The organism is Niallia tiangongensis (assembly GCF_044704065.1).
Taxonomy (GTDB): domain Bacteria; phylum Bacillota; class Bacilli; order Bacillales; family Cytobacillaceae; genus Niallia; species Niallia tiangongensis.
In genome coordinates, this window is sequence record NZ_CP162613.1 from 3,167,576 (window position 1) to 3,179,921 (window position 12,346).

Below are 12,346 nucleotides of genomic sequence, written 5' to 3' on the forward strand. Positions count from 1 at the left end.
CCCGTTTTTTCATATTTCTGAAAAAACCCATTATCTAATACTCTATCTCTGATCCTTTTGGTTGAAGGTTTTAATAGGGAATGGATCGTAGTTTTCTCTCAGTTACTTACAATCTCATAAGGGGGAGTATTAGCGGCTTGTAATATTAATAAAGTGAAACTTCCATCAGTGGGGTTTTCTTTCTCTCTTACTGATGGTTAGTTGAACCATTTGGACCTTTACGGACAGTTACTCCTCCCCCTATCTTCCTCGAATTCTCATAAGCAAGTGGTGTGAGTCTTACTGAAGTTTAAGCGTGGGATCAATCAAAAAGGTTCTCCTCCATCTCTATATACTAATAGAAGATAGTGGAAAACCATCACTCTTAAGACTGCTGTGTTAATACTTCTCTCGCTAGAATTGGCTCATCTGTAATAATTGCAGAAATACCTTGATTCATCAGCGCTTTCATCGTTTTAAGATTATTCACTGTATATGCTCTTACTTTTATATTTTTTTCTTCTGAAGATTTAATGATCTCTTGATCGATCCGTTTGTAATTAGGATGAAACCCTTTGGCACATATAGCATTGGCATAAATCCAAGGCTGATATATCCCGTCTGATAACAATGGAGCTGTTTCAATTTCAGGTGCGATGCGATAACTAAGAACGAGGCTATAATGATTAAAGGAGGAAAATATAATCCGGTTTTCGAATCCATATTTTCTGATGAGTTCAATCGTTTTTTCTTCCATCCCTTTATACGGGATTTTATTATTTTTCATTTCAATATTACAAGTTATTGTATTGTCCTGCATCCAATCAAATAACTCAATTAACGTGGGAATAGTTTCTTTTCCAATATGCTTGAATCGATGTCCTGCATTTAATGATCTTATATCTTTATAACTTAATTCTTGCACATACCCTGATCCATTTGTCGTACGATCTACTTTTTCGTCATGGATAATGACAACTTCCCCATCTTTTGTCATTTGAATATCAATTTCGATTCCATCAGCCTTTGCTTTTTCTGCTTCTTCAAAAGCTTTCATGGTATTCTCTGGATATTGAGCGGAAAAACCTCTGTGTGCAAATATTTTCGTCACGTAAAATCACTTCCTTACGTAGAACTCATTAGCTATTGAAAATTTTAATAAATGATGAAAAAAACAGGCCCTAACATAAGTCAGAGCCTGTATCCGTTTTTGTTAAATTAGTTTTTTACTACGTTAGCTGCTTGAGGTCCGCGTTGACCTTCTTCTATGTCAAATGAAACTTCTTGACCTTCATCTAATGTTTTGAAACCGTCTGTTTGAATAGCGCTGAAATGTACGAATACATCTTGTCCTTCAGCAGTTTCGATGAAACCAAATCCTTTTTCTGCGTTAAACCATTTTACTTTACCTGTAGCCATTTCTTGTTTCCTCCTATGTGCTTTATGCACAAATGTATTACTATCCTTGCTCGTAGTAAAAAATAAAGAAATATGTATTTCTCAACTATTTTCTAAAGAACAAAAATAAGTCTCCTTAATAGTAACAGGTTAATCTTCAGAAAGCAAATCTTTGAGTGAAAATTTTTCAATTTTTTAAAATAAATTCCTTATTATGGATTTTAATTCACAATGGCAAGCTTGCACAATTGGTCTTGAATATATTTACACCCCTATTATTTCCATTTAATAACCCTATATTGTAATTATAGCATACCAAACGTAAGAACGTTTTGGTATGCTTTGTAACCACCCTAACCCTCTCAAGAAGCCTTATGCTCTAATCTTAATTTATCTGCCACAATCGCGATAAATTCTGAGTTTGTTGGTTTTGCTTTAGACATGCTGACAGTGTAGCCGAATAAGGATGAGATGGAGTCGATGTTGCCTCTGCTCCATGCTACTTCAATAGCATGACGAATCGCACGTTCTACACGGCTCGCTGTTGTATTGAATTTTTTAGCGATGTCGGGATACAGGACTTTTGTAATCGATCCTAATAATTCAATATCGTTATAAACCATAGAAATCGCTTCACGTAAATAAAGGTATCCTTTAATATGGGCAGGTACACCAATCTCGTGGATAATACTCGTGATGCTTGCATCCAAATTCTTTGCTTTTGGTTCCTGTTGCGATTTGAAAGAAGAAGATTTCCGAACGAATCCAGCTGTTTTACCGCTTACTTGACGAATATGGCCTGCTAAATACTCCATATCAAACGGTTTTAAAATAAAGTAAGAAGCACCTAGCTCAACCGCCTTTTTCGTAACATCCTCCTGCCCGAAAGCAGTTAACATAATGACATTAGGCATTTTTTTATTCATTTGGCGCATTCTTTCTAGCACAGCTAAGCCATCTAGATGAGGCATAATAATATCGAGCACCATCACATCTGGTTCTAGTTGTTCGATTAACTCCAGACACTCTTGCCCATTATGAGCAACACCGATTACTTCCATATCCTCCTGAGCATCTATATACTCTTCCAATAAACCTACTAGTTCTCGATTATCATCAATAATACAAACTTTTATTTTCTTCAATAGTTGTTTCCTCCCTCAATCCAAATGTCTCTAGTTATCTATATTTTTATTCTAAAGGACATTTTCGACAAAGCAACAAAAAATCCTTTGATTTTATAAAAAAAACTTAATAAATAAGAAAAACCCTATTGTTTCTCTCATTTTCTCATGTTTTCGACTGATTTCGATACAATTCATACTTTTGTCGAAAAATCTTTACATTTATATTATCCCCCACCTATCCACTAAGAAAAAGAACACATTCAAATTTCCTTTCCTTTACCCAAACACTTCTTTTTTTGGAAGAAAAAATTATGACTTTTTTATGAATATTTTCTTGTTGGTATGTTACTTTATACGGTATTATTAAAGTTGGACAAAAGAAGCATCTATTTTTTTGATTTCAACTTATCTATCCCGTTAGATAAAACCCAGCACAAAGTTTTTTTACTAAATGAAAAAACTTTGCGCCTTTATAATTTGCTCAAAGCTAGAAAGGATTTTTTTATGGAGAATGTCACAAATGAAGTAAAACCTACTTTTAAAATACTATGGAAGCTTACAAGACCGCATACGTTAACTGCTTCCTTTGTACCTGTTTCCATTGGTACGGTTTTATCTTTCCCTTATGCCTCAACAAAATGGGGTTTATTTTTTGCCATGATGTTTGCTTGCTTGATTATTCAAATAGCGACCAATTTATTTAATGAGTACTATGATTATATAAGAGGTATTGATACTGCTGATTCAGTAGGAATCGGTGGAGCGATTGTTCACCATGGAATGAAACCAAAATTAGTTTTAAATATGGCAATTAGCCTATATATTATTGCATTACTTTTAGGTATTTACATTTGTTCGAATACTAGTTGGTGGATTGCTTTAGTTGGCTTATTTGGCATGGCTATTGGGTATTTATATACAGGAGGACCGCTCCCAATAGCTTATACACCATTTGGCGAGGTATTTTCGGGTATTTGTATGGGCTGTATCTTTATCCTAATCTCATTCTATATTCAAGCCGGTGAAATTAATCAAGAAAGTATTATGATCTCTGTACCAATCGCAATACTTATTGGTGCAATTAATTTATCAAATAATATTAGAGATATTGAAGAAGACACTTTAGGCGGAAGAAAAACAATTGCTATCCTAATCGGTTTTAAAAAGGCAGTTAATCTGCTTGCGGCATTATTTATTTTATCCTATCTATGGGTTGTTATCTTCGTTGCTGTCGGCATTTTTAGTCCATGGCTATTAATTGTATTACTTAGCTTCAAGAAGCCACTGGAAGCAATTAAAGGCTTTAGAGGAGATCGAAGCCAAACACCGATTGCTATGAAAAATACCGGATTGACGAATACAATGTTTGGATTATTTATTACAGTTGGATATTTATTAGATTTCATCATGCAAAATATGTAAAATCAAAAGTATCATGAAAAGGATTATCAACAATCTTTTCATGATACTTTTTGTTTTGCTGTTGGTGTTTTTTAGCTTATAGTGTACAGCCTTTCCTGGAAAGTGAAGTGTATTAACGGCTGCTCTCTAGCAACAAACTTTACGAAAACAGCTATTCTATGACGCTTTTTGACCTTTTTCGTATATATCAATTCCTGCCTCATTTAACATCCATTCGATATGAACTCCATAACCACTCGTCGGATCATTTACAAAAACATGGGTAACTGCTCCAATTACCTTACCATCTTGAATAATTGGACTACCGCTCATTCCTTGTACAATCCCACCTGTTTTACTTAATAACTCTTTATCCGTTACTTTAATAACTAATCCTTTTGTAGCAGGATATTTTTGTGGTACAGAGCTTACTACCTCTATATCAAATAGCTTCACTTGATCATTATCTACGACCGTTAGTATTTGTGCGGGTCCTTCTTTTACTTGGTCAGACAATGTAATCGGCATCGGCTTATCCATTATTCCATTTTTTATTTCTTTATTTAGTTCCCCAAATATACCAAAAGGACTGTTTGTCTTAATGTCCCCGATCACTTCTTTATCCTCTGAAAATCTTGCTAACTTTTCACCAGGATTTCCATTGCTACCTTTTTCAATGCTTGTAACAGTAGAACGTAGTACTTCGCCATCGTCCACAATAATTGGTTTTTTTGTATCCATATCTGATATTACATGACCTAAAGCTCCGTATTTCATGGAATCTGGGTGATAAAAAGTCATGGTCCCTATCCCTGCTGCTGAATCTCTTATATATAGCCCTAATTTAAATGCGTTGTCCCCTTTTTCTTTAAGCGGCATTAACTTTGTTTTAAACTCTTCTTTCTCTCTTTTAATCGTTATATCTAATGGTTTATTTTCTTCGCCAGCTTTTTGAACAAATGGTGCAACATCTGCCATTTTTTCGATTTTCTGTCCATTTATTTCAACAATCATATCGCCAACTTTGATCCCAGCTTTTTCACCAGGTGATTGTTTAGCTTCTTCTGTATTAACCTGGTGATGCCCAACCACCAGTACGCCAACTGTATTTAATTTTACTCCGATGGACTGACCACCAGGAATTACTTTAAAGTCTTTTAAAACATTCACATCCACTTTTTTTATCGGAAAACCAGCAAGCTCAAGCATCATCTCTTCTTTCCCACTAACTTTTCCTTGCAAAGAAAGTTTCCCTTTTTCCTGGCTTAATGCAACAACCGAATCTTCGTCTGCTACATTTGCTGTCACAGGAATCGCCTCACTATTATTGATTTCCATCGATTGCCCTTCAAACAATGTAATGCTTTTTGGGATATGAATATATTCTTGAAATGATTGATTACATACTAAAGATATTAATGAAACAAGGAGAATCCCACCAATTATTTTTCTTAGGATATCACTTTTCAATTCTCTTCACTCTCCTCGCTTCTTTTCACCACGACTTCTCCGGCTACATTTATAACTTTACCTGTAACAGTCTCATTTATAACTGTTAAAAATTTTAAATACCTACCCATATTGGATAACTTTGTCATATTTTCTAAATAGGAGCATTAAGACAACTTCTTAAAAAAGAATAAAATAAACCTCTGCACATACACAGAGGTTTTACGTGTCTATATTTTATTCTTGGCTTTTTGCGCTAATTTTAACAGTTCTTTTGCATGTTTTTTTGTTAATTCGGTAATTTCTGCACCTGAAATCATTCGCCCTATCTCTTTTATCTTTTCTTGCTGAACCAATGGGGTAACAGATGTAGAGGTTCTACCGTCCTCAATTTTTTTCGCAATAAATAAATGAGTGTCTGCCATTGCAGCTACTTGAGGCAAATGGGAAATGCATAATACTTGCGAATCAACTGAAACATGATGAATTTTTTCGGCAATTGCCTGAGCTACTCTTCCGCTTACACCAGTATCTACTTCATCAAATATGATAGAAGTAACGCCTTGATGCTTGGAGAAAATACTCTTTAGTGCAAGCATCATTCTAGATAACTCTCCACCAGAAACAATTTTCGATAATGGTTTTAGCGGTTCTCCTGGATTAGTGGAAATATAGAATTCTACTTCGTCTATGCCTTTTTTCGTGACATTATTTTCGTTAGCATGTATTCTTACTTCAAAAATTGTTTTTTCCATGTATAGCTCTTTTAATTCTTGATGAATACTATCTGTTAGACGATCTGCCGCTTTTCTTCTTAAAATATTTAGTTCCTTTGCTTCGACTAATAGATCTTTTTTTAGAGAAGCTAACTCGTTCTCTAATAAATCAATATGCGTTTCTTTATTTTGTAATGTTTCTAGTTCTTCTTCAATTTTAGCAGCATACTCTAAAATCTCAGATACCGTTTTGCCGTATTTTCGCTTTAATGTATTAATTTCATTTAGCCTTGTTTCAATTTCATTTAATCTTTCCGGGTCATATTCTAAATAATCTAATGCACTCCGCATCTGTCTTGCAATATCTTCTAAAATATAATAACTATTGGAAACAGATTCAGCCATATCTTTATATTCTGTATCTAGACTAGCAGCTTCCTCCATATTCCCCATTACTTCACCAAGCCAATCCAACCCCTTTTGCTCTCCTCTAAGAGCTGTATAGCCTGTTTGAATGCTATCGTATATTTTTTCAAAATTACTCAGCTTCTTTTTTTCTTCCAATAGTTCTTCATCTTCATTTAATTTTAAATGAGCACTTTCAATTTCATTAAACTGAAATTGCAATAAATCGAGTCTTTGTGCCATTTGCTGCTCATTTTCTGTTAAATTCATTAATTTCTTATGCGTTTGTGTATAAGAGCGATAAATCTCTTCATACTCTTCCAAAACAGGAGCCAATTCTCCCATTGCAAAAGTATCCAACAATTGTAAATGTTTCGTTTCATCCATTAATTCTTGATGTTCATGCTGTCCATGTATATCAATCAGAGTGGAACCTATCTCTCTTAAAACAGAAATCGTAATTAGTTTTCCATTTATTCGACAAACACTTTTACCAGACAGAGCAATATCTCTTCTTAACACAATTGTGCCTTCATCTATATCTATTCCAAATTCATTCATTTTTCGAAAACATGGATGACCATCTTCTATATAAAATAATCCTTCAATTTCTGCCTTTTCTTCCCCATGACGAACAAATTCGGCAGAACCACGGCCACCTACTAACAAATTAATAGCATCAATAATAATGGACTTGCCCGCACCTGTTTCACCAGTTAGTACAGTAAGTCCCTTTTTAAAGGAAATGGATAGACTATCTATGATTGCAAAATTTTTAATCGATAATTCACTTAGCAATTAATGTCCCCCCAAATTAAAGCATATCAAGAAAACGATCACTAATTCTCTTGCCATCTTCAGCAGAGCGACAAATGATTAGACATGTATCATCTCCACAAATTGTACCTAGTATTTCATCCCAATCTAGATTATCAATTAATGCACCAATCGCCTGCGCATTTCCAGGCAAAGATTTTAGGACTAACAAATTTTCTGCAGAATCGATTTTTACAAAGGAGTCCATCAGCATTCTTTTTAATTTTTGCAATGGATTAAATCGTTGATCAGCAGGAAGGCTATATTTATATCTACCATCTTGAAGTGGCACTTTAACTAAATGTAATTCTTTAATATCTCTTGAAACAGTAGCTTGTGTTACATTATAACCGGCACTTTTCAATTCATCTACTAATTCATCTTGCGTTTCTATATCATTATTTGTAATAATTTCTCTTATTTTTATATGCCTTTGACCCTTATTCATATTTTCCATCCTTTATAGTGGTTATCATTTTATTATGTATAATGTTTATTGCTCTTTATATAAAAGTATTTGTTTCCTTTTATTCGTTCATTCGATTTTTTTAGACATTTTCCTTCTATTTTATTTTACCGTGTTTGTTCGCCTTTTTACAAGAACAAAGAATAAAACAAAATTACTTTTGTATCTTCTATTGTACAGCAAAAAGGGTTAGCCAACATAAGAGATCCATCTACTAGCATTATTGTACTAGTTCTCTTCATGTAGCCAAACCCTTCTACAATTTGCTTATTTATCGGTTTCTTTAGTTGCTTTTAATTCAGCGTGTGCCGCCTCAACAGTTTCTTTTATTTGATAAAAATGCTCAGATTTCCCCTCGCGTTCATCCCAATATAGATGGAGCAAAAATTCGATGTTTCCATCGCCGCCTGTGATTGGAGAAAAGGACAGATTCTTAACGATATATCCTTCCTTTATAGAAAAATCGATAATCTTTTCTAAAACGGATTCATGGACTTTTCGATCTCTGACAATCCCTTTTTTCCCAACTTGTTCTCTTCCTGCTTCAAATTGCGGTTTCACTAAAGCAATGACATCACTGCCAGAAACTAATAATGTTTTTAGCACCGGCAAAATTAGCTTTAAGGAAATGAATGAAACATCAATAGAAGCGATATTAGGCATTTCTCCTACTAGGTCAGCAGGAGTTACGTAACGGAAATTCGTTCTTTCCATAACAATTACACGCTCATCCTGTCTTAGCTTCCACGCTAATTGGTTATAACCTACATCTAAGGCATATGACTGCTTTGCTCCGTTTTGCAAAGCACAGTCAGTAAATCCTCCGGTAGAAGAGCCGATATCGAGCAATACTTTATCTTTCATGTCGACATCGAATACTTTGAGCGCCTTTTCTAGCTTTAAGCCGCCTCTTGAAACATACTGCAGCGTTTTTCCCTTTACAGTCAGCTTAGAATCGGCGCTTATTTTTTCACCTGGTTTATCCAGTCTACTCTCCTCACAGTAAACAATCCCTGCCATCACTGCACGTTTTGCCTTTTCCCTTGTTTCAAATAAACCTTGTTCAACTAATAATACATCTATTCTTTCTTTCTTCATGAATGCTCTAAGCCCTCTTTTGTTTTTTTCTTGCAATCGCTAAAAGTCTATTTACAACTTCTTCTTTTGTTAAATTTATTTCCTCTAATAAAGAATTGACATCACCATGTTCAATAAATTCATCGGGAATTCCCATGCGATCGATTACATTTGCGCCAAAGCCATGATCATGTGCGTATTCTAAACAATAGCTTCCAAATCCTCCTTGCAAAATTGCTTCTTCTAATGTTAAGATTGGAATTTGTTTTTTCAGTAAATCCGTTAGCATTGCTTCATCTATTGGTTTAATAAATCGTGCATTAACGACTTTCACATGTATGCCTTGTGCTTCCAGCTGATTCGCTGCCTCCATTGCCATCTCAATAGTTGTGCCAAAGGTAAGGATTGCTGCATCAGATCCCTCTTTTAACACTTCCCATGTACCGATTGGAATCGTTTTTAAGGCAGAATCTAGCTCTACCCCAATTCCATTTCCGCGAGGGAACCGCATTGCAATTGGTCCATCATCGTATTTAATTGCCGTATTTACCATATGCTGTCCTTCATTTTCGTCCTTCGGCATCATTAAAACTAAGTTTGGCATATGACGTAAAAATGCAATATCATAAATTCCTTGATGCGTTTCTCCATCTGCTCCTACTAAGCCTGCACGATCAATTCCGATAAACACATTTAAATTTTGGCGGCATACATCATGAAGCATTTGATCATAAGCGCGTTGTAAAAATGTCGAATAAATTGCTAAAAATGGCTTCATCTTTTGCGTTGCAAGTCCAGCTGCTAATGTAACAGCATGCTGTTCTGCTATCCCAACATCTAACATTCGATTTGGGAATTCTTTTGCAAATGATTCTAATTTGGAACCGACTGGCATTGCAGGCGTAACAGCAACGATACGTTCGTCTGTTCGTGCCAATTTCAAAACAGTATCACTTACAAGTTTACTCCAGGCAGGTGCTGTAATAGTCGGCTTTACAAAATCTCCTGTTTCAATCTTATATGGACCTGTTCCGTGCCATGTCCCAATTTTGTCTTTTTCAGCAGGAGAAAATCCTTTTCCTTTTTTCGTAATTACATGTAATAAAACTGGTCCTGAAGTTTTCTTTGCATAATTTAATTGTTCAAATAAGTCATCGTAATCATGTCCATCAACAGGACCTAAATAAGTAAAGCCTAGCTCTTCAAAAAAAACACCAGACACCAATAAATACTTTAAACTATCTTTAATTCTTTCAGCAGTGGCAGCCATCTTACCACCAACTGCAGGAATTTTCTTTAAAAGCATTTCTAATTCATCTTTAACCCATTGATATTTCCCAGCAGTTCTTAATCTTCCTAATACTTGATGAAGTGCTCCTACATTTGGAGCAATCGACATTTCGTTATCATTAAGAATAACAATCATATTTTTCTTTTCATCGCCGATATGATTAAGTGCTTCAAGGGCCATTCCACCTGTTAAAGCACCATCCCCAATAATAGGAATGATATAAGAATCTTCCTTTTTCAAATCCCGAGCTACTGCCATTCCCATTGCTGCTGATAAAGAAGTAGAGCTATGACCTGTTTCCCATACATCATGCTCACTTTCATTCATTTTTGGAAAACCGCTCATACCTTTGTATTGTCTAAGGGTGTCAAAATCTTTTGCACGACCAGTTAAAATTTTGTGTACATAGGATTGATGCCCTACATCCCATAGCATTTTATCCTTTGGACTATCAAAACATTTATGAAGTGCAATTGTTAATTCCACTACTCCTAAATTTGGACCAATATGGCCACCAGTTAGAGAAAGTTTATTAATTAAAAAGTGACGGATATCTTCGCTAAGGCTCTGAAGCTCCTCATTGGATAATCCTTTTAAAAATGCTGGATTTTCAATTGACATTAAATCCATTAGGTAACAACTCACTTTCGTTCAGTTATAACCAATAGCCGATATTTCCTATATGACTAAATTGGTATATCTTCCTTCCATTTAACCATTTTTCATTTCTTTTTCGCCAAAAATTGTATTTTATATTAGAATACCTTATTCTATAAAAAAAAACTAATTTATTCTTATTATTAAATATGTATTATACCATTCATTCACACATAATAGTAGTAATTCTACATAGTTAGAACGAATGAAAATTAAGCGCTTTAAAGAAGGATGCCTCAAAGTGGAACACTCCTCCTACACAAATATAGAGGTTTCACTTCTATAAAATGCATAAGTGTTGTCAAATATGCTTGAGGCACCCTGTTATCTGATTCCCTATTCTTATTTATTTCCCCAATGATAGTTACTATAATAGTAGTAACTATCTTCCTAAAAAAAACTTTTAAACGTTTTAAGGAAGATAAAATTAATTATTTCTATATGCAATTAAATCTGTAATCTCTTCTAAGATTGCGCTATTTATATGTAAGCTTGCAAGATGATCTTTTGCTTGTCTGATATGCAGATCTAGTTCACTTTTCGCTCCATCCATGGTGAGTATTTTTGGATAGGTACTTTTGTGATTATCCATATCACTACCTATTGGCTTTCCAATAAGCGCTTCATCGCCCTCTAAATCTAAGATATCGTCTCTAATTTGGAAAGCTAATCCTAAATGATAAGCAAATTGTTTCAGCAGCTTCATTTCAGTGTTAGCAGCGCCTGCTAATTTTGCACCGATTATAACGCTAACCTCAAGTAGCTTTCCTGTTTTGTGTAGGTGAATTTGCTCAAGCTCTTGTTGATTTAAGGCTTTATTTTCCCCTTCAATATCAGCAACTTGTCCACCCACCATTCCTTCTGCACCAGCTGCTTCGGCTAAAAGGCCAATTGCTGTGAGTATGGTGTCAGCAGGAATATTACACTGCTTCATATTTGTCATTATTTGAAAGCTGTATGTAAGTAGGGCATCTCCTGCTAAAATTGCTGTTGCCTCTCCGTATACTTTATGGTTTGTTGGTAGTCCTCTTCGTAAATCGTCATCGTCCATACTTGGCAAATCATCGTGAATTAAGGAGTAGGTATGTATCATTTCAATTGCTGTTGCCGGTAATAACCCGATAAGTGGATCTTTTCCATACGCCTGTATTGTTGCAAACAAAAGTAGCGGTCGAATTCTTTTTCCACCTGCATTTAGCGAATAGAGCATCGAATCTTTTAAGTTTGTTGGCGCCACAAGCTTTTCTACATTTTTCTTTAATTCCTTTTCCAATATATCCTTATAGTTGTTTGTAAATGCTGAAAAAGAGGTTTTATTCAAGCTTTATTCCTCCTCAGCAATCGAAAAAGGTTGTTTTTTTCCATTCTCTAAAACGACTTCAGCTAATTGTTCTTCCACATTTTTTAATTTCTCATGACAATATTTAGAAAGCTCCATTCCTTTTTTATACGTATTGATCGCTTCTTCTAACGGAACGTCTCCCTCTTCTAGTTTTTCAACGATTCTTTCTAATTCTTCCATCGCTTCTTCAAAAGATGGATTTTTTTCTGAATTGGTTGCCAA

The 12,346-nt window shown here is 34.9% G+C and carries 11 protein-coding genes; 1 reads left to right on the top strand and 10 read right to left on the bottom strand.

The genetic code is table 11. The annotated features are described in order from the left end of the window. Positions 1-364: 364 nt before the first annotated feature. The 3 genes from AB3U99_RS15285 to spo0A form a co-directional block, all read right to left on the bottom strand. Entirely contained in the window at positions 365-1,090 is a 726-nt protein-coding gene (locus AB3U99_RS15285) for a glycerophosphodiester phosphodiesterase (protein WP_400242270.1), read from the bottom strand. Between the two features lie 107 nt (positions 1,091-1,197). Next, the gene (locus AB3U99_RS15290; protein ID WP_400242272.1) at positions 1,198-1,398 is read right to left on the bottom strand and encodes a cold-shock protein; all 201 of its coding nucleotides are present in this window, start codon (positions 1,396-1,398) and stop codon (positions 1,198-1,200) included. 341 nt (positions 1,399-1,739) lie between these two features. Then, on the bottom strand, positions 1,740-2,522 hold the full coding sequence (spo0A, locus tag AB3U99_RS15295; RefSeq protein ID WP_400242274.1) for a sporulation transcription factor Spo0A: 783 nt from the start codon (positions 2,520-2,522) through the stop codon (positions 1,740-1,742). Positions 2,523-3,008: 486 nt separating this feature from the next. Between spo0A and AB3U99_RS15300 the strand changes: the two genes are divergently transcribed. Continuing rightward, positions 3,009-3,926, top strand: coding sequence for a 1,4-dihydroxy-2-naphthoate polyprenyltransferase (locus AB3U99_RS15300; RefSeq protein WP_400242276.1), 918 nt, complete (start codon positions 3,009-3,011; stop codon positions 3,924-3,926). 156 nt (positions 3,927-4,082) lie between these two features. Here AB3U99_RS15300 and spoIVB read toward each other — a convergent pair whose 3' ends face one another. The 7 genes from spoIVB to xseB form a co-directional block, all read right to left on the bottom strand. Beyond that, a complete protein-coding gene (gene spoIVB, locus AB3U99_RS15305; RefSeq protein WP_400242278.1) occupies positions 4,083-5,375 on the bottom strand; it encodes a SpoIVB peptidase in 1,293 nt (430 codons plus the stop codon). Between the two features lie 209 nt (positions 5,376-5,584). After that, positions 5,585-7,273, bottom strand: coding sequence for a DNA repair protein RecN (recN, locus tag AB3U99_RS15310; protein ID WP_400242280.1), 1,689 nt, complete (start codon positions 7,271-7,273; stop codon positions 5,585-5,587). Between the two features lie 16 nt (positions 7,274-7,289). After that, positions 7,290-7,739 carry a transcriptional regulator AhrC/ArgR gene (gene ahrC, locus AB3U99_RS15315; RefSeq protein WP_400242282.1) on the bottom strand — a complete coding sequence of 150 codons (450 nt, stop codon included), beginning with the start codon at positions 7,737-7,739 and terminating at the stop codon, positions 7,290-7,292. Between the two features lie 285 nt (positions 7,740-8,024). Then, the gene (locus tag AB3U99_RS15320; RefSeq protein ID WP_400242284.1) at positions 8,025-8,855 is read right to left on the bottom strand and encodes a TlyA family RNA methyltransferase; all 831 of its coding nucleotides are present in this window, start codon (positions 8,853-8,855) and stop codon (positions 8,025-8,027) included. Between the two features lie 7 nt (positions 8,856-8,862). Further along, on the bottom strand, positions 8,863-10,755 hold the full coding sequence (dxs, locus tag AB3U99_RS15325; RefSeq protein ID WP_400242286.1) for a 1-deoxy-D-xylulose-5-phosphate synthase: 1,893 nt from the start codon (positions 10,753-10,755) through the stop codon (positions 8,863-8,865). A 454-nt stretch (positions 10,756-11,209) separates the two neighbouring features. Continuing rightward, on the bottom strand, positions 11,210-12,103 hold the full coding sequence (locus AB3U99_RS15330; RefSeq protein WP_400242288.1) for a polyprenyl synthetase family protein: 894 nt from the start codon (positions 12,101-12,103) through the stop codon (positions 11,210-11,212). Between the two features lie 3 nt (positions 12,104-12,106). Next, positions 12,107-12,346: an exodeoxyribonuclease VII small subunit gene (gene xseB / locus AB3U99_RS15335; RefSeq protein WP_031535244.1), complete on the bottom strand. Its 240-nt coding sequence runs from the start codon at positions 12,344-12,346 to the stop codon at positions 12,107-12,109.